At 52.2% G+C, this 16,805-nt stretch carries 26 protein-coding genes; 7 read left to right on the top strand and 19 right to left on the bottom strand.

Annotated elements, in window-relative coordinates:
- Nucleotides 1-8 precede the first annotated feature (8 nt).
- The 18 genes from MJ923_RS07855 to MJ923_RS07770 all read right to left on the bottom strand — a co-directional run bounded on the left by MJ923_RS07855 (nucleotide 9) and on the right by MJ923_RS07770 (nucleotide 12,018).
- Nucleotides 9-215 carry a hypothetical protein gene (locus MJ923_RS07855; protein WP_240590609.1) on the bottom strand — a complete coding sequence of 69 codons (207 nt, stop codon included), beginning with the start codon at nucleotides 213-215 and terminating at the stop codon, nucleotides 9-11.
- A 20-nt stretch (nucleotides 216-235) separates the two neighbouring features.
- Nucleotides 236-2,212 (bottom strand): phage terminase large subunit family protein, encoded by a 1,977-nt coding sequence (locus MJ923_RS07850; protein WP_240590608.1) that lies wholly within the window; start codon nucleotides 2,210-2,212, stop codon nucleotides 236-238.
- Nucleotides 2,187-2,720, bottom strand: a complete 534-nt coding sequence (locus tag MJ923_RS07845) for a terminase small subunit (protein WP_240590607.1) — start codon at nucleotides 2,718-2,720, stop codon at nucleotides 2,187-2,189. Before MJ923_RS07845 ends, MJ923_RS07850 begins: the two co-directional genes overlap by 26 nt.
- Entirely contained in the window at nucleotides 2,644-2,997 is a 354-nt protein-coding gene (locus MJ923_RS07840) for a hypothetical protein (RefSeq protein ID WP_240590606.1), read from the bottom strand. Before MJ923_RS07840 ends, MJ923_RS07845 begins: the two co-directional genes overlap by 77 nt.
- Complete coding sequence (locus tag MJ923_RS07835; RefSeq protein ID WP_240590605.1) at nucleotides 2,990-3,193, bottom strand: hypothetical protein; 204 nt, start codon at nucleotides 3,191-3,193, stop codon at nucleotides 2,990-2,992. The genes MJ923_RS07840 and MJ923_RS07835 overlap by 8 nt, the downstream gene beginning before the upstream one ends.
- Complete coding sequence (locus MJ923_RS07830) at nucleotides 3,135-3,623, bottom strand: hypothetical protein (RefSeq protein WP_240590604.1); 489 nt, start codon at nucleotides 3,621-3,623, stop codon at nucleotides 3,135-3,137. The genes MJ923_RS07835 and MJ923_RS07830 overlap by 59 nt, the downstream gene beginning before the upstream one ends.
- Nucleotides 3,607-4,110: a lysozyme gene (locus MJ923_RS07825; protein ID WP_240590603.1), complete on the bottom strand. Its 504-nt coding sequence runs from the start codon at nucleotides 4,108-4,110 to the stop codon at nucleotides 3,607-3,609. The genes MJ923_RS07830 and MJ923_RS07825 overlap by 17 nt, the downstream gene beginning before the upstream one ends.
- 154 nt (nucleotides 4,111-4,264) lie before the next feature.
- On the bottom strand, nucleotides 4,265-4,588 hold the full coding sequence (locus MJ923_RS07820) for a DUF4406 domain-containing protein (protein ID WP_240590602.1): 324 nt from the start codon (nucleotides 4,586-4,588) through the stop codon (nucleotides 4,265-4,267).
- A 656-nt stretch (nucleotides 4,589-5,244) separates the two neighbouring features.
- Nucleotides 5,245-5,766, bottom strand: a complete 522-nt coding sequence (locus tag MJ923_RS07815) for a hypothetical protein (protein ID WP_240590601.1) — start codon at nucleotides 5,764-5,766, stop codon at nucleotides 5,245-5,247.
- Entirely contained in the window at nucleotides 5,757-6,968 is a 1,212-nt protein-coding gene (locus MJ923_RS07810) for a hypothetical protein (RefSeq protein ID WP_240590600.1), read from the bottom strand. The genes MJ923_RS07815 and MJ923_RS07810 overlap by 10 nt, the downstream gene beginning before the upstream one ends.
- Nucleotides 6,969-7,284: 316 nt before the next feature.
- Nucleotides 7,285-7,686 carry a hypothetical protein gene (locus MJ923_RS07805; protein WP_240590599.1) on the bottom strand — a complete coding sequence of 134 codons (402 nt, stop codon included), beginning with the start codon at nucleotides 7,684-7,686 and terminating at the stop codon, nucleotides 7,285-7,287.
- Nucleotides 7,676-7,903, bottom strand: a complete 228-nt coding sequence (locus tag MJ923_RS07800; RefSeq protein ID WP_240590881.1) for a helix-turn-helix domain-containing protein — start codon at nucleotides 7,901-7,903, stop codon at nucleotides 7,676-7,678. Before MJ923_RS07800 ends, MJ923_RS07805 begins: the two co-directional genes overlap by 11 nt.
- 100 nt (nucleotides 7,904-8,003) lie before the next feature.
- Nucleotides 8,004-9,299, bottom strand: coding sequence for a tyrosine-type recombinase/integrase (locus tag MJ923_RS07795; RefSeq protein ID WP_338092217.1), 1,296 nt, complete (start codon nucleotides 9,297-9,299; stop codon nucleotides 8,004-8,006).
- Nucleotides 9,286-9,888 (bottom strand): ATP-binding protein, encoded by a 603-nt coding sequence (locus MJ923_RS07790; protein WP_240590597.1) that lies wholly within the window; start codon nucleotides 9,886-9,888, stop codon nucleotides 9,286-9,288. The genes MJ923_RS07795 and MJ923_RS07790 overlap by 14 nt, the downstream gene beginning before the upstream one ends.
- 125 nt (nucleotides 9,889-10,013) lie before the next feature.
- Nucleotides 10,014-10,862, bottom strand: a complete 849-nt coding sequence (locus tag MJ923_RS07785; protein ID WP_420854422.1) for a helix-turn-helix domain-containing protein — start codon at nucleotides 10,860-10,862, stop codon at nucleotides 10,014-10,016.
- A gap of 148 nt (nucleotides 10,863-11,010) precedes the next feature.
- Nucleotides 11,011-11,214, bottom strand: coding sequence for a hypothetical protein (locus tag MJ923_RS07780; RefSeq protein ID WP_240590596.1), 204 nt, complete (start codon nucleotides 11,212-11,214; stop codon nucleotides 11,011-11,013).
- Nucleotides 11,204-11,794, bottom strand: a complete 591-nt coding sequence (locus MJ923_RS07775; protein ID WP_240590595.1) for a hypothetical protein — start codon at nucleotides 11,792-11,794, stop codon at nucleotides 11,204-11,206. The genes MJ923_RS07780 and MJ923_RS07775 overlap by 11 nt, the downstream gene beginning before the upstream one ends.
- 32 nt (nucleotides 11,795-11,826) lie before the next feature.
- Complete coding sequence (locus MJ923_RS07770) at nucleotides 11,827-12,018, bottom strand: Cro/CI family transcriptional regulator (protein WP_240590594.1); 192 nt, start codon at nucleotides 12,016-12,018, stop codon at nucleotides 11,827-11,829.
- 108 nt (nucleotides 12,019-12,126) lie between these two features.
- On the opposite strand from MJ923_RS07770, the gene MJ923_RS07765 reads away from it, so the two are divergent.
- A complete protein-coding gene (locus MJ923_RS07765; RefSeq protein WP_240590593.1) occupies nucleotides 12,127-12,816 on the top strand; it encodes a S24 family peptidase in 690 nt (229 codons plus the stop codon).
- An 11-nt stretch (nucleotides 12,817-12,827) separates the two neighbouring features.
- Here MJ923_RS07765 and MJ923_RS07760 read toward each other — a convergent pair whose 3' ends face one another.
- Entirely contained in the window at nucleotides 12,828-13,379 is a 552-nt protein-coding gene (locus MJ923_RS07760; protein ID WP_240590592.1) for a hypothetical protein, read from the bottom strand.
- A 191-nt stretch (nucleotides 13,380-13,570) separates the two neighbouring features.
- Between MJ923_RS07760 and MJ923_RS07755 the strand changes: the two genes are divergently transcribed.
- Genes MJ923_RS07755 through MJ923_RS07730 form a run of 6 tightly spaced genes read left to right on the top strand, consistent with a single transcriptional unit; the run spans nucleotide 13,571 to nucleotide 16,766 of the window.
- Complete coding sequence (locus MJ923_RS07755; protein ID WP_240590591.1) at nucleotides 13,571-13,888, top strand: hypothetical protein; 318 nt, start codon at nucleotides 13,571-13,573, stop codon at nucleotides 13,886-13,888.
- 9 nt (nucleotides 13,889-13,897) lie between these two features.
- Nucleotides 13,898-14,167 (top strand): hypothetical protein, encoded by a 270-nt coding sequence (locus tag MJ923_RS07750; RefSeq protein WP_240590590.1) that lies wholly within the window; start codon nucleotides 13,898-13,900, stop codon nucleotides 14,165-14,167.
- On the top strand, nucleotides 14,164-14,466 hold the full coding sequence (locus MJ923_RS07745; RefSeq protein WP_240590589.1) for an adhesin biosynthesis transcription regulatory family protein: 303 nt from the start codon (nucleotides 14,164-14,166) through the stop codon (nucleotides 14,464-14,466). Before MJ923_RS07750 ends, MJ923_RS07745 begins: the two co-directional genes overlap by 4 nt.
- Nucleotides 14,467-14,694, top strand: coding sequence for a helix-turn-helix transcriptional regulator (locus tag MJ923_RS07740; protein ID WP_240590588.1), 228 nt, complete (start codon nucleotides 14,467-14,469; stop codon nucleotides 14,692-14,694). It abuts the gene before it with no gap.
- Nucleotides 14,691-14,990, top strand: a complete 300-nt coding sequence (locus tag MJ923_RS07735) for a hypothetical protein (protein ID WP_240590587.1) — start codon at nucleotides 14,691-14,693, stop codon at nucleotides 14,988-14,990. Before MJ923_RS07740 ends, MJ923_RS07735 begins: the two co-directional genes overlap by 4 nt.
- Nucleotides 14,991-16,766: a DNA cytosine methyltransferase gene (locus MJ923_RS07730; RefSeq protein ID WP_240590586.1), complete on the top strand. Its 1,776-nt coding sequence runs from the start codon at nucleotides 14,991-14,993 to the stop codon at nucleotides 16,764-16,766.
- Nucleotides 16,767-16,805 lie beyond the last annotated feature (39 nt).

The following is a 16,805-nucleotide window of genomic DNA, read 5'->3' as shown; positions in this document are numbered from 1 at the left end:
GTCGATAATCAGTTAAAGGTGGCCTGACTGGCACCGCCGCGGGGGCGGCCAATCGCCGCAAGACGGCGCTCCCACTCCTTACGCCCGGCGCGGATTTCACCGAGATCTTCCATGGTCATTTGCTTGCCATTCACCGTGGATGATTTGCCCTGCAGCACATCGATTTCGGCCTGCACGTAGATGGCGATCATCGCCTCGATTTGGGTCTGGTTCACGGATAGTCCTTACTGCTCGGTTACAGCCAGCCCGAGCCGCTGGTTTTGAGCCAGCCGCTGGATTTGGATGTTGTGGGTTTAGGTTGAGTGGCCGGTCGCATTTCGGCTTCGGCCTCTACTTCGGCAGTCTGAGCGGCTTTGGCCGTGAGCTTGTCAAGGTCGATACCAAAGCGCTCGAGGGCGATATACAGCGCCGCCAGGGCGTACACAAAGCAGTCCAGCGCCTCGTTGCGTTTTTTGCCTGCATCCCAGCGGTACACGATACGGCCATCGCGGCGCACCGGAATTTTGCGCTCGGCGGTGAGCTGCTGCAGCTCGGCGTCATCGCACACCGCCTCATTGAGCGGCAGGTGAATGGCGCCGGGTTTAGCCTCGGTTATATCGGGCAGCAGCCTAAGGCGCGACATAATCAGCTCTTTGGCATTGTCGGTACCCACTTCGGTGAGATACACGCCTTTGCTGTTACGTTTGCGCGGAAAGTTGGCAATGGGCTTGCCGTAGACGTTGGCACCCTTAACCGGGATAACCCGCATCAGGCCAAGCTTTTTACTCATGGAGTACACCACATCGGTGTAGTGGCCCCCTGAGTCCCACGCCACCAGACCAATGGGCATCACAATGCCATCGGCGCGGGTGTAGGTGCGGTTAAGCCGCTCGGCCACGGCATCCAGCAGCTGCTGGCTGTCGGGCTTGCCGTTTAAGATAAAACGGTCAACCAAAAAGGCTTCCTGTCCTGCGGCCCAGCCCCACACGCGGCCTTCGTATCGGTCATCCTGGGTGTCTACCCCAGCGGTGAGATACACCACCCGACTTGGGACCTTGCCAGCGGGGTACATTTCCCGGCGGCGGGCGAGATCTTCCCATTCCAGCTTTTCGCCGGTGTCATCATCCCAGGGCTGGCCGAGCTTGGTGTTGACGAAGGTTTGTAGCTTCTCCTTGTCGCCTTTGGCTTTATAAAAATCGGTGACCAGCTTGCGCCAGCTGGATAGCGGGTTGTAGGCCGACCAGATGTAAATGGCAACGTTATCCGGAGTGGCTATCTCGTTGCCTTCGCTGTCGAAGAACGCCAGGAAATCGCGAGTCCAGATGCCGGTTTTCTCACAAATCCACTTGGCTGCAGGGCTCTCCTGCATGGCAGTGAGGCACTTGTTTTCGATAACGCAGGCGCAGTGCTCACACAGGTAATAGGCGGTTTTAGGGTCGTCCCCTTGCCACTTAATTCCGAAAGGCTCGTCTTTGCCGCCCCACTTAAGCCGTTGCAACTCGCCGCAATGGGGACAAGGCAGGTAAAAGTGAAAATGGTACGGGCTTTCGCTGCAGGCCTTTTCCATCTGGCAACTACCCAGGATTTTGGGCGTTGATCCACGGATGGACTTGGGAAAAACCGACAGCTCTAAACGGGTATCACCGAGGCCAGTGGCGTTACCTTCTCGCTCGATGGATTCATCAAAACCCGCGAGCTCGTCATAAATCACATCATCGGTACTGATTTCACGGTAGTTGGCAGCCGCTGCGCCGCCGCGCACCATCAGGGTTTTCCCGTTGGAAAACACCTTATCTTCAAGGGTGCTGTCACGATGCTTTTTGCCAAGCCAGGGGGCCAGGGCGCCCCACACGGGGATATCACGAATTGCGGGCTCAACGTGCTTTTTCATAAAGCTTGCGGCCTGCTTATCGCGGGGCTGATACATCAGCACATTGCGCTTTTTGTGCTCAATTTTGTAGGCCGCATTGGCCATCAGCATTTTGGTGTAACCCACCCGCGCCGACTTCATCACATTCAGCGTGGTGATGAGGTCATTACCCATGGCGTTGAGTATGCCTATCTGAAACGGCAGGCTCTTCCATTTGCCCTCGGAGTAACTGGACTCGGAGGACATGTAAAAGTGCTCGTCTGCATACTCGGCGCAAGTCATCCTTGGCGGGCGCCACATGGCCTTAAGGCCAGCCGCCACCGCAGCTTTCAGATTGTTAACCTGTGCTGCGGAGATATTCATCCAAATAATCCTCTATGCGATCCCCGATATTGACGGCAATGTTGCCCGCCTTAATAATTTCGGCGCGCATGGACTCCAGTTGAAACTCGTCAATTTCAGGGTGCTGCCGTTTTACGCTGAGCGGTGCCTGGTCGAGGATAGGGCCAATTTGCACCGCAATTTTGCCAAGAAGGAAAGTGGCAAAGGCGGTTTCCACCACTTCTTTGCGCTCTTTTTCGTTTTTAAGTTCCTGCCCGTCAGCCTGGGCCTTGGTGAGCCGGTAGCGCTCATAGTCAATGTTGGGCTTATCCGGGTCATCATCAGGCATGACGGTGCTGGCCTTACGTTCGGCGTGACCGACACGGTTGGCCACCACATCGGCCATGGCGTACAGGCACTCCCTGCCCCGTTTTTCCCGAAACGGTACGCCCCACTTATCAAACGCCTGGGTGCTAATCCCCAGGCTTGAGCACAGATCCCGCTTGTTCAGCAGCACCACTTCCGGCGCTTTGGTCTGGATCTTTGCCATGGGGTTCCTGCTTTAGCTGTGCCAGCCTTGCCTGGGCCAGCTGCATTTCAATTTGGTGGAGTTCCTGCGCCCGCAACTCTGCACTGGTGTGCTCTTTGTCTTTAATGCGCCGCAGATATGCGTTGTGGGCGCGGGTACCCAAATAGGTTGCAATGGCCAACACCATCCCGAGCACTACAGCCATCTTGTCCACGGATAGCAGCCCTCCAATGGCGCTGGCGAAAGAAGATACATAGCTGGCCAGGTTAAAGGCCTTTTGTGCCGGTAGGTCATTCATCGGGCTTGCCTTGCTCGTTAAGCCACAGTTCGAGCCGTTGCCATTGAGAGTCACAGTCGGCAATCACACCAAGCAACTGATTGATGTAGTTGGTGTGGTCACCGTTATCGTTGCCACCAACCTGATAAGGTGGCGGGTCACATCGACCGATTAGCTGCTGTGGGATCTCGGCAGGTTTCGGTACCTCGATGGTCACGGTGCGCACAATGGGCGGCGTTGCCGAGCAGCCGCTGAATATCATCAGGCACAGCAGTGCCCATCCACAGGCTAAGACTTTCATCCTCGCTGCTCCTGTATTCATTAAGGGTGACACTGAGCGCCTCCTGACGACCACGGATCCCAGCAAGGTCTAGGCGGTATTGCTGCTCTGCGGCTTGGATGGCGGCCAACTGTTGCCAGATTTTGGCTTTGTCGGCTTCGGATTGCTCAACCGCTCTGGTCAATGCCGACACATCAAGTTGCAGCCCGAGTTGGTTGGCGCTGGCGGTGTCGATGTTGGCCTGCAACACGCTGACCTCGGCGCGGGTAACAGTGAGCGCCAGCCCGAGGGCAACACAGGCCACAATCAGCAGCCCAATCAGATATAAATGGGTACGGCCGCTGGCCGCTTTAAGGACTGAAAACATCGTTATCTCCCGTTAAATCACGCAGGCACATGGTTCGCTCCGCTGCCCTTCGCTTTTCGAGCCCCGGCAACTTGACGCCCTTGGCATATACCCAGCGGCTAAGCTCATTGCAGGCACCAACACGATCACCGGCCAAGACTTTTTTGCGCAGAGTAGAATCGGCAAATGCCTGGGCGCCCACGTTATAGGTAAAACTCAGATATGCCGCATGCTCGCCTTCGGTAAGTTCCACCCCGTCAGTCAGCCTAAGCAGCTGCCTGTTGAATAAGTGAAGATTACGCGCCAGCTGGTTGAGGCAGTAATCCTCGCTTCTGGCAATGCCAGGCGCGATACCGTCAGCACGTTGACCAAAGCATTCGGTGGTTATCCCTACCGGGTCAACATAGGTACTGAGTACCCGGCCCTCATGATCGGCAATAAAAAGGCCGCCTGTGATGGCGGCCCCTGATAGCCCCGCTGCAAGCAAAAAGGCTTTAAGGTTCTTCATCGTTTTGTCTCACGGCTACTTATGGATTAACCGGGCGCCAACCGGCGGCTGCGTCATCCCACTAGGCCAAAGGCCACGGGCACTTCTCGCTGACTGCGCTCCTATGCGAGTGCTCAATAAGGGGTGGTTTCACTGCTGAGCTGCTGCGGCAGGGCTAACTGCCCCGCAAACCAATCAATGCTACTTCATGGTCTGTTCCTTCCTGATAGGTGATTTGGATATCAAGCTTTTTTGCCAGCGCGATTTCAGTCAGCGCCCCCGAACTTTGCTCATAGCCATCGAGCAAATAGAGTTTGTCAGCACACATCAGCATCGACAGACAAATACTCATGTATTGGGGTTCAAGCAGCCCCTTTGGCAACGTGGCTGGATTAAACACCTCGCAACCAAGTTCTTCCTGTACCGCGGCCGCCAGGTGAAAAGCGTACCGAGCGGCTTCAATGTCAGGCGCACTGGAAATGGGTCCGGCGATGTACACGATCGGTTTTCGCTTTGGCATAGATCACCAAATAAAAAAGCCCGCTCAAATGAGTGGGCTTTTTGGATTTCGGAGGGCGTTTACGTATCACAGCTCTGGCGAGCATGGCACAAACATAGCGTTTTTAGCGGCTTAAAAAAGGGAAAAAACGCCCCATTTTGGGGAGAAATCGCCCCATTCTCTTAATCAACCCGACAAACTTGCGAGTATAGCGACAAGCGCACAGAGGAGAGCGATAAAACTTGCGAGTACAAAGACAAGAAAAACAAAGCCCGCCAATTTGGGAGCGGCGGGCTTTTATCGACTCAAAGGAGCAAAGCTCCAGATTCAGCTTGGACCAAACTCCAGGTTTCAGCAAGGTGAGAATGAAGGATCTGAAAAGGATCGCGCTGGTTGGTGTTTCACCCTGCCAATGAGCCATAATCGAACGACCAAGTAACACGGGCCAGCAAAGCCGCAGCCTGCCTGAAAAAATGGGCTTCCAGCCAGCAACTCCAAAAGCCCGTTATTCGCCAGGGTGATAAAACTACAACCAACCACCAAAAATTTTCATATGTAGCCCCTCCCCGCGAGTCCCCGCCCCCGCATGTCACCCGTTAGGAAGGACCCGCTCTAAATTTTGAAAATGAAGGATAGCTCTATCCCTTTCAATCCATCTATTGTACCCAGCAGCTGGGTTCGATAACTAAAGATTTTTGCGACAACCAAGTATTTAGCCGTACTGCTATTTTGCGACCATCCTCTAGTATTATATCTGAGCCAACATCGTATCCGACTTCATATGTAAGGGTACGGTCTAGGTATATTCCATCTAAATGATTATTAACGTTTACTATATGTTCAACAGATTCACCTGAAGTTAAAACTGCAAAGTCAGAAGTATGTTTGAACATTTTAGTAGACGATAATTCAACTCCAACTTTATTTGCAGAGTCAAACAGTAAAAGACCTGTTTCCACAGGTTCAAAAAGTTCAGGATCAACCATCCATTTTTCTATATAAATTTTTCCAGATGATACATTAGTGAAGACTATTTTAAATTGCCCTTCATTGTTACACACAGGCGATATATTAATAGAAAGATATTTCTCGTCATTATTCAATTCCTTTGCATAAACTGACAAAGGAGCAACGGTAGTTACTATAAAAATAAAAACAGACACTAATCTTATGAACATTTCATAGCCTCCAACATCCAGATATAATGATATGGGTTTCTAGTGAATCTTTCGAAAAATGCGTCACTACCAAACTTTGGGTTTTCTACAAGCCTGCGAAACACATTTAAATCGTCATTAAAAAAATCATAATGCCATTCCAACGTCCTGTTTTTCTCATGAACCCCTCTTTTTGAATGATGAATTTCATGAATCAAAGTTTTACGTAAATCAGGCACTCCCTTATTAAAGAAAGATATATTGCCATTATATGAAGATAGTATGTAGTCAGCAAAAACTATTTCATTATCAATAAATGGATATTTGTTAGACGCTCTACAATGAGAACCGACAAATCCATATTTAAGTGCGATTTCATTATCTGTAACTAAATATCGTGGCGACCTTGTACCTGTTACATCATTCACTAGCTTATTTAACTCATTTTTTATTGAAGAACTTCTTTTTAACATAAATTTAGATAAGCTTAAAAAGTGAGTACTTGTATAGTCAGGCACACCTATTAATTGTGCGAGACCATTCAATCGGCAAGAGTTTGTACTATTTGGGCTCCGTAAATCCGATTCAACTTCTTCAAGCAATTTTAAAGCATCCTCAGCAGCTTTTTTTAGCTTGGCTTCATCATCAGAAGATAGGCTATATGCAGTCTCAAAATCGCAAACCGTAGGCACCTTCTCTCTAGCTCGTACAAAGTCATTTGGATTATAGCACTGGTCCGGTTGCCCATCACCATCAACGTCTCTTCCATGAGTGTACTCTATGAACTCATCAGGTGGACAAGATTTCGCGTCTGTCGGGGTCCAGGCTCTATAAAATGCATAACTGCTGTTATAAACTTGTATTGCCCCGTCATCACAATACTCTCTCGCAACATAAAACGCTGTTTGGCCTTCTTTAACTTCCTTTTCGATAAGTACGACACGATGTGGTGCCAAACCAGAATGAACATCGCAATCGTCTTTTCGGTGGTATTCATCAAAATGTGGTTTTATATAATCATCTTTACACTCTTGCAGTGTTATCCCCTCTTTCTTACCAAAAACTGGATAAGAACAAGAGCCAATCACTACTGAATAAGATTTAGGCAAAACGCTATTATATTTATCGTAATCTATTTCATCAGCCTTACTAAAAACTGGATGAAATATAATCCCAATTAATGCCACCGCGGTTAACTTCAGTTTCAAAGAAATTTTCTCCATAAAATCTCACTGAAATTATTTATAAGTTATTTATCACTACTAAGGAAAGTGCGGACAAGTCGTCGCACAGCTCTGGCTTTGATAGCGAAAGCAGTTCAAGGCATTCAACTGAAGGCATACCCAAGCCTGCTGCGTTGCAGTTCTTCTTGCGAAGGATAGGGCCATTCGCTGCAAACTGTGCCTTGCATCTATCCACTTTAAGCACACGCAGAGAAAGTATTGGACTTATTTCCACCTTCCATAAAATAAATTCCTTACAATCTCATGCTACATTTATGACACGAAAAACATACCACTAGATCCGTACATAAGAAAGTTAAAAATTTAACATCGCCCGTTCAGCGCTCCTTATCCAGAAGATAAACGAGCTCTTACTCTCAAACTCACACAGTGCCCAGTTACCACGGCACAGGTACTCGGCGCGGATGGCACGCCTGGCATCAGGGGTCAGCTGCTCCACGCGCCGGCCGGTGCGCTCGATGTGTGATGGCGGATTAATCTCAGGCACAGGGCGGAAAGTATTGCCAAAGGTCACAGGTTCCTTGAGCTTGTCGCAGGCGCTGCGGCCCGCAAAGCCACGGCCATACTCATGGCGCATCCACCAGTTGCCCCAGGTGCGTAGCTCAAGCCGCACCACCTTCACATCCATCACCTGTTGCTCAGCCTGAATAAGTGCCACCCTACCAGCCAAGAACGCCGTCAACTGCTTACGCTGCATGCGCCATTCCCCTCAGCAAATCCAAATCCAGACTAAACACCCCATCAAGCAGCGCGCACAAATCGTCATAGCTCACCTGCGTGGTGCCCATCTCCCAGCTGCGGTAGGTCTTAACATCCACCCCATAGGCAGTGGCCACCTCAAGCTGAGTGAATTTACGCACCGCCCGCGCCAACTTCAGCAAATCCGCCCCCTTAGCACCACCACTTATCACCATCACGCCGCCTCCAAACCCAAGCCCAAAATCACCGCGCTCTTTGCAAAAATCACCCGTTTCGGCCCTATTGCATCCTCTTTAATAAATGATGCAGTCATCATCACAGCCACCCGCTTGCCATCTTGGTTTCACCACTCCCAACATCGACAGAGGATCTAGAGATTATCTCGGGCGCCACCTTCGCAAAACCCAGCTCAATCAAATGCTGGTGATACAGCTCCAGCGCATCACTCATACCGCGGTCCAAGGTTGACTTCACATAGGTACGCAAAAGCACCGGCAAGGCATGATTAAGCAGACGTTCCCCGATAACGGTATCTACTCCCAGGTCAGCCACCAGGGTACGCATCAGCTTTCTCAAGTCATGGCTGGTGAAGTGCTTAAAACGCAGTTGCTCACTCCAAAGCTGGGCAGTGCGAATGCTCACCGGCCCTACTTCACGGCCAGGGAACAGCCATGCCCGCTTACCTACGTGCTTAAGCTGCCAGCGACGATAGTGCTCAATCAGCCTCTGCGCCGTTTCGGTCAGCGGCAGCCGGTGCTCTTGGCCACTCTTGGTATGGCTTGCCGGGATCACCCAAAACCCACCGGCAAAATGCTCCCACCGAGCCTGGCGAGTCTCATTGATGCGGGTACCAAACATCATCATCAGCAAAAACAGCATGGCTACCGGCATCAGCGCTTGGCGCAATTTGATAAACAGCAAATCAAGATCCGACTCAAACAGGCGAGTGTCGGATACGGTCGAGCCAACCGATTCAGCCACCGCATAACCAGCCAGCGGATTGTTGCCAATCAAACGCCTTTTCGCAGCGGCAGCCATTGCAGTTCTGAGCTTACTCACGGCCTCACGGATGTAGCCCTGGGCATACCCCTCCTGAGTCATCGGGATCACCAGTTTTTCATCCACATCAACAAACCGCAGATTGCTCAGTGCCACCGAGCCCAGGCGCGGCAGCAGCTGCTTGCCAACCAAGCTTTTTACATTGCTGCGCCAGCTGTCACTGTAACGGGCCATCTGCCCAACTCGCTCGGCGTACCACTCCAGCAGAGCGCCCACGGTAGTAAACTCACCATAAGCCAGCTCACCGCCGGCTGCGCGCTCAGCCAACATCACCGGCAGTTGCTCAGTAAGAGTTTTAAGACACATACCAGGCCACTCCCCCAACTTCTTCCACGGCGTTTTGTTGTTTTCATTCAGAACCAAAAACACCGAGGCTTTACTTCTGGCTCTATTGGCTCTCAGCCTGAGCTGCGGATACTGAGGATCCCGATAATCACGGGTCACCCCACCCGAAAGCCAACGGCGCAATGCAGCTTGATTCAGATTGCCTATATCAACCCCACTTGATTTCGGGTTTGACCTTTTGTTCTGTTGTTCATCAGGCTGCTTCATTGGCGCCTCCAACCGTTCGTCCACGCAGGCTGGGCCAGTCAAACCGCACCCGCATCCCCACTGCATCTTTCAGCCGGTCATAGCCCCGTTCACCCAAAAGCCCCTGCAACTCATTGGCGTTCAAGTTAGTGATAAATCCCATCGGCTTATTGGCATACAAGCGCCGATCAATCACCCGGGTAAGCCACAAGAGTTCATCAGCCGTGCCACGCTGCAGGCCAATTTCATCGAGGATCAGCAGCTCAGGGCGGCAAAACTCGGCAAAAATCCGCTCTTCCGACACCCCCTCAAAACTGGTGCGCGCCTTGGCAAACAGCTCCATTACACTCAAAAGCACCACCGAGTGATTGGTCGCCATCAAGGCATTAGCCATGGCCGAAGCCAGATGGTTTTTGCCGGTACCTGGGTTGCCATAAAACAAAAAGCCCCGACCAACACTGGCATGCTCAGCAAAGCGGGCCACGTACTCTCTGGCGGCCGCCAGTGCCTGCGCCTGCCCACGTTGTTCAACCTTGAAATTGTTAAAGGAGCACTTCAAAAAGTGCTTATTGAGGCCGCTTTTACCCACCAACGCCTGTGACCTGCGCATTTGGTGCTCAGCCGTGGCTTTGGCTTCATCCTCTGCCTTCCTCCGGTCAATTTCTTCCCGCAAGCAAGGTTTGATATGTGCAGGGCAATTGAGTTTGCCCAAAAGTTGCTGTAACGATGCCGTCATCACTCACCCTCCCCATCAAAGCCATCTGGAACATTGCCCCACGCCTGCCCAAGATCGGCAAAATCATCCTCACCCGAACTATGCTGGCTTACAGCCACAGGCTGATGCCGTGCTGCCTGACCGACAGCACCTGCCCTAACAACCGCGCCGCAATTCACCGCCCAGGCGAACTCAAAGCCCACCCAGCCCTTTACACAGCACAGCGACAAACAGTCATCCACGCTCATGCCCGCCGCCGCCGCTTTGGCAAGATCCCCCGCCATCCGGTCAACTGCCGTTTGCGTCAAAGGCGCCTTCCTGCCCTTACGCACCGCTGTCCAGTCAGCCAGCACCTGAGCCGATGGCGCAGCAGGCCAACGGCCAAAATCCAGCTCACTCACTTTTGCAGAGGTCGCTTTCGATGAAGTCCGTTTTTTCAGTGCGTCAGCACCAAGATCTTTCTCTTTAGGTTCAATGACTGGATCAATGACTGGTTCTGGTGTCAGCTCTTGGGGGGGGGCCGTGTCAGCTGTTGAGGGGGGGTGGTGCCAGCTGCTGGCATGGGGGGTGTCATTTGCTGACAGGGGGGTGTCAGCTGCTGTCATGGGTTTCAACAGGTGCAACAGATACATATTTGACTGCTGACCAAGGTCATTAAAGCGCGGCGATATAGTTAAAAAGCCATCCTTTGCCAGCGCCTTGATGTGCGAGCGCACCGAGCTGGCGGAAATCTCGCACTGATCAGCAATATGGCCATAACTTGGCCAGCACTCCCCGTTGTCACTGGCATTGTCGGCAAGCTTCAAAAGGACCAGCTTCCGCAGTGGGTTACCTACTTTCAGGCCCATCGCCTGCACCATCAACAGCATACTCATGCACGACCTCCTGCTGAATTTAAGATGCAGCAAGGTCTTGATGTGCCGTATTTACCCGGCACAATCTTGTGAGTTAACATACAAATGCCTCTCCGTTGATACCCGCTCTCGTCGCCAAACAGTCGCGGGTGTGAACACTTGGCTAAGCCGCCTCCGGATCTTCCGGAAGGCGGCACCCCTTCACATACAAAGCCACCGCAATCGCAGTTGAGCTTTGCTCAGCACTTCTCACCACAGCAGCAATACGTTCTATCTCCCGCCAGCGAGGGCAATGACGTTCAGCCTGCTTACGTGAAAGAGCTTTAAAGAATTCACACTCTTCAGGTGTTTCGGTTTCAAGCGTCATGTACCCTCCCCGGCCGTAAAAATGGGAACTCCGTTTCCAGCAGCATAATGCTGGATTCAGTGCTCGCCCGAGACTCTTTAAGTTCTCGGTGGCATTCGATAAGCTGTTCACGGCTTGGACTTGGTCCCAGAGTGATAACTGCTATCTGTGCTTCAGAGTTCTCCTTAGTGAGCACCGCCGCCATCTGTTCGAGCGAAATCGCCTGTGCATCACTACAACTATCTCCAACCACAGTGACACCGGTTAGGCCGAACACATCATTCAAATAGGTAACCCGCAGTTTGGCTGGCATAGCTGCCAATAAGGCTTGCTCAACATGAAAAAGCCGCTCAGGGTTTGGGTGGCACTCTTGATATTGCCCGAGCCATCGGAAAATCTTCTGGGCGTTAATCCTAGAATCGTTGTAAGGGTCATCAGTTTTGGCAAAGCTGATACCTTCACGTGCTAGGTCTCTTTCCATGCCAAGACTGCCAACTGCCGCTACAACCTCTGCCGCAAGTCCCGCACGGCTCACACGAGGCAACTCCAGCCATCTGTGTACCGCAACCATTAACAGCTCCAACCGTGATTTATGTTTCATGCCCCCTACTCCTGTCATTGGAATACTCCTCATTACGCGGCTTTACAGGCCAAGTCGGCCTGATCAAGGCGCTTAAGTTTGCCCTCGGTCAGCTTTTCTAATTCAAACGCTCTCAGCCGCGGCACATCATCCGGCCATTGATTGACAGCAGCCCGAGTAATACCAAGAGCCTTGGCCAGGTTCGACTCACTCCCAAAATGGGCAATTGCAGCGCTTTTTTTCATGTAACGGTACCCAGATGTTTAAACCAAGATCTATGTTAAGTTTTCTTGACTTTGTTGTCAAACCGAACAAATCAAACTTGACTTAAGTTAAGTTAAGATAGGTTTACTATGATGAACGAACGAATCAAAGAAAGGCGTAAAGCCATCGGCCTGACGCAGCAACAAGTTGCCGCGAGTGTTGGCGTGTCCAAAGCGACCATCTCCCTGTGGGAAAATGGTACAACTCAACCCAAAGGGGAAAACCTCCACCTTCTGGTTAAAGAGTTGAAGTGCTCTGTGGAGTGGCTGCTTTACGGTCAGGAAAAGAAATCAGGAACTGCCAACGCAGAGTTTGGCGGTGCTATGGAGCCATGGTCAAACCATACTCCACTGGGTTCTGACGAAGTCGACGTTCCGTTCTACACAGAAGTCGCCTTTGCCGCCGGCGCTGGCGCATTCGCATCCACCGAGAACCACGGTCCAAAACTCAGGTTCAGCAAATCCACACTCAGGCGCCAGGGGGTAGAACCTCAGCACGCAGTGTGTGTCAAAGTCATCGGTACCAGCATGGAGCCTGTTCTCCCCAACGGTTCAACCGTAGGGATCGATCTGGCCAACACCACCGTAGTTGATGGCAAAATGTATGCTATCAATCACGATGGCATGTTGAGGGTAAAATTGGTCTATCGCCTCCCAGGCAACGGATTAAGACTGAGAAGTTACAACCTAGAAGAATACCCTGATGAAATGTACTCATCCGATCAAAGTAAATCTATTCAGATAGTTGGCCGAGTTTTCTGGTATTCAGTTTTGCTTTAAGCTGGTTCGCCCTAGCCAGCTTTATACCCTTTCGGACTGAATCCAACAGACCACTCGCCCCCACTGTAAGGGCAAAAAACTGACACCTTTAATCTGTGATCATAATCGTCATATGTTCTGATATGGTCAGGCCCCGCAACAACAATTCGCAGTTTCAAATCCGCTTCATCTATCCCAATAAGTTTAAGGTATCGAGCGGCATCCCGTTGCGAAAGTGACTCTTGCTTGCAGGTATGCAGGCCAAACCTGATCTCAGCATAACTAACCAGGTCCAACTCACTTTCCAACAAAATTTCAATGCCATCATCCATATGAACCAAATTGCCGGCGGCATTTGCCTGCAGTCCATATCGATTGGCAACCGCAGTGAGCGGCTGACCTATGTGTTGAAATGGCAAATAAACAATTGAACGCTCACGAGGCTTCTTCCCCGCTAAGACAATCTCTTCCCCCTCAGTTCCGGCACAAGGCACGTCCTGAAAAACGACTCTGTCACCTTCAGTACACTGGAAAATGGACGCATCCGAAGCAGAACAAACGCCAACACCGAGCAGCAAAACCAAACACCCTCTCACCATAACATGCCTCCCTGCGGCCAAATCGTTCTTAGATGTTGCCACTGCACAAACTACACAAAAACTTGATTTTTACTGGTTCCAAAAACACCAAGTCAATTTTTCTAAACAATTCCGCTTGACCATTTTGTCAAGTTATCTTAACTTTGCTGTATCTACACGAACCAAAGGAAAGCAGCATGATCTTGACCAATCTGCCAAGCACAGCCAAACAACGGCAAGAGTTTGCCTTACTCGTATCAATTCGCTTCGCCTGTGTAATGAACGAACTGCAAAATCCCGGCACAGATCCAATGAATAGCACCAGAGTGAAGGCACGGCTGGCGCAACTGGCGACATACCTTCACTTTAATCAGCCCAGCAAAACATTCTACGACCAATTTGTAAACCGAGTTGGAGAGCTAGGAAATGACTATGCCCTGAAAGTCAGCAAAGAGGGTGACGTAACTGTCTTCTCGAACCGCCTTGCGCATGACCTCATCCGCATGAATGTATGAGGGCATCCAATGTTGAAAATAACCACACCCCACGTTGGCGAACTCGAGCTGAAGGTCGGCTACCTGCTTACCTGCACCAGTTGCACCAATACACTGTTTATCGAATCCGGCAGCGATATCGGCGCCACCGTCACAGCCCGACGCTGGCAGCAGGCTGAAACAGAGCACGAACACCGGCCCTGTCTCTGTCCAACATGCGTAACAGAACTCAAGGAAATAGAAGCCGAGTTGCAACAATCAAACCGTGCAGGAGACAGCACCATAGGAGAAAACCCATGAACTACCTCCTGCAGGGCTTGGAATGCCCCGACCGCCTGGCGCTGCTGATTGAAGGCACCGACATTCGCAGCGACCACATCATCAGCGCACTGGAAGATCACTACGTCCGAGGCTATGGCGCCGCCGCGGCCGCCGCCATGAACGGTGTCGATCACGGCAACCTCAGCAACGCCCAAAAATCACTTGAAGCCGAGGCCAGGCGCATCGAGCAAATCAAAGAACTCGACTGGCAGCGCCACGGCTACCAATCACACTGCCCCAAGTGCCAGGGCACATCCAGCAACGAGGAGGCCGCATAAATGAACGCCACCCCAGCCCCAACCCAGCAGCCGCAGTTTCTCACCACCAAAGAAGTGATGCAGCGCTACCGCATTGCAAGCCCCGCCACCTTGTGGAACTGGCGCAAAAGACTTGGCTTCCCCGGCCCCGTTCACCACGGTCGCTTTTACTCCCTGCGCCAACTGGAAGCTTGGGATCTGGCCCAGGAACAATCCGCCGAAAACAAAGCACAGGAGCAAGCCGCATGAGCCACGGATTAAAAAGTGCCGACATGCGCCACCTGCTGCGTCATTTTCGCACCCACAAGCAGGCCTTGGTGTTTGAATGCAGTCTGAAACCGCTCGGCGCCAATGAGCTGCGGCGCGTCACCTTAAGCCTGGGCGCCCTTGATTGCCTCTACTGGCAGGCCCTGGGTAACGGCGAGAACAACCTCGCCAAAGGCATCCGCCGCCTGGTGGTCAAATCCTACGCCAATCACCCTATCCGCGTGGCATTTGCCGCATCAGAACTGCAAGACACCACCGCAAAAAAGGAGGCCGCATAAATGGGCATTTATCGGGGGCTTACCCAATTCGCTTTTAACCTCGATGAGCAAGAACTCATCATCGACAACTTTGCCGGGGGCGGCGGTGCCAGTACCGGCATTGAGCTGGCAATCGGCAGGCCGGTGGATGAAGCCATAAACCACGATCCCGCCGCCATCGCCATGCACAAAACCAACCACCCATTAACCCGCCATCATTGCGAAAGCGTATGGGACGTGGACCCGGTCAAGCTGTGCGCCGGGCGCCCCGTTGGCCTGGCGTGGTTTTCACCAGATTGTAAGCACTTTTCCAAAGCCAAAGGCGGCAAGCCGGTAGAGAAAAAGATCAGGGGCCTTGCGTGGGTGGCCGTGCGTTATGCTGCCACAGTGAAACCCAGGATCATCATGCTGGAAAATGTCGAAGAGTTTAAGACCTGGGGGCCAGTGGTTAACGGTCAGCCTTGCCAGCAGCGCAAAGGGCAAACCTTTGATGGTTTTGTAAGAGCCCTCAGCACAGGTCTTGGAAAAGAACACCAGGCATGGAAAGACGTTTATCAGTCCATGCTTCGCTGCAACTACGACCTGCGCCAAAAGCTCGAAACCTACAAAACCCTCAAAAACGGCTGCGGCTACAAAGTTGAATGGCGCGAACTGCGCGCCTGCGACTTTGGCGCCCCAACTATCCGCAAGCGCTTCTTTTTGATTGCCCGCTGTGACTGTCAGCCAATCATCTGGCCCGCCGCCACCCATGGCAACCCAGCAAACCCACAAACCAAAGAGCAAGGGCTCAAGCCATGGCGCACAGCAGCAGACTGCATCGACTGGTCAATCCCCTGCCCCAGCATTTTTGAGCGCAAGAAGCCGTTGGCAGAAAAGACCATGGCGCGAATCGCCAAAGGGATCCAGCGCTTTGTGATTGACGCTAGTGAGCCATTTATCGTCACTTGCAACCATAGCGGCGACAGCTTTAGAGGCCAGGGGCTAAAAGAGCCCATGAAAACCATTTGTGCCAGCCGTGATGCACATGGGCTTGTTACACCCGTTTTAGCGCCACTAATCACCGAGCATGCCAACGCCAGCAGTCAGCGCAACATGCCTGCCGGGGAGCCGCTACGCACTATCTGCGCCGAGGTTAAAGGCGGACACTTCGCTTTGGTATCAGCCCTGCTTGCCAAACACTACGGCGGCAACTACACCGGCGCAGGGGCCGAACTCACCGACCCCATGCACACAGTGACCACCGTAGACCATCACGCGCTGGTGACAGCGCAGCTGAGCAAATTCCACGGCAAAGACAGCGGCGCCGAGCCGGACACACCGCTGCCGACCGTGCTCACCAAATCCAAACAGGCGCTGGTGAGCAGCTCACTGATTAAACTGCGTGGCACCTGCAAAGACGGTCAACCCGTCACAGAGCCCATGCCAACCATCACTGCCGGCGGCACCCATGTAGGTGAAGTGCGGGCATTCTTGCTCAAATACTACGGGACCAACATTGGCCACGCAGCCGATGAGCCACTGCAAACCATCACCACCAAGCACCGTTTCGGGCTGGTCATGGTGCGCGGCGAGCCGTACCAGATTGTCGATATAGGCATGCGCATGTTGGAGCCACACGAACTGTTTGCCGCCCAGGGCTTCCCGGCAGATTACATCATCGATGTGGACTACACCGGCACCCGCTATTCCAAAGCTAAGCAAGTCGCCCGCTGCGGCAACTCTGTGCCACCAGATCTGGCCGCAGCCTTGGTGCGCGCCAACTTTGTTGAGCAACCAGCCATCTGCCGGGTGGCGTAAGGATGTAGAATGAAACTCGACAGACTGTACAAATTCAAA

It is taken from the genome of Shewanella zhuhaiensis, from assembly GCF_022484835.1.
Taxonomy (GTDB): domain Bacteria; phylum Pseudomonadota; class Gammaproteobacteria; order Enterobacterales; family Shewanellaceae; genus Shewanella; species Shewanella khirikhana.
This window is presented reverse-complemented; position numbering and strand designations above follow the sequence as displayed.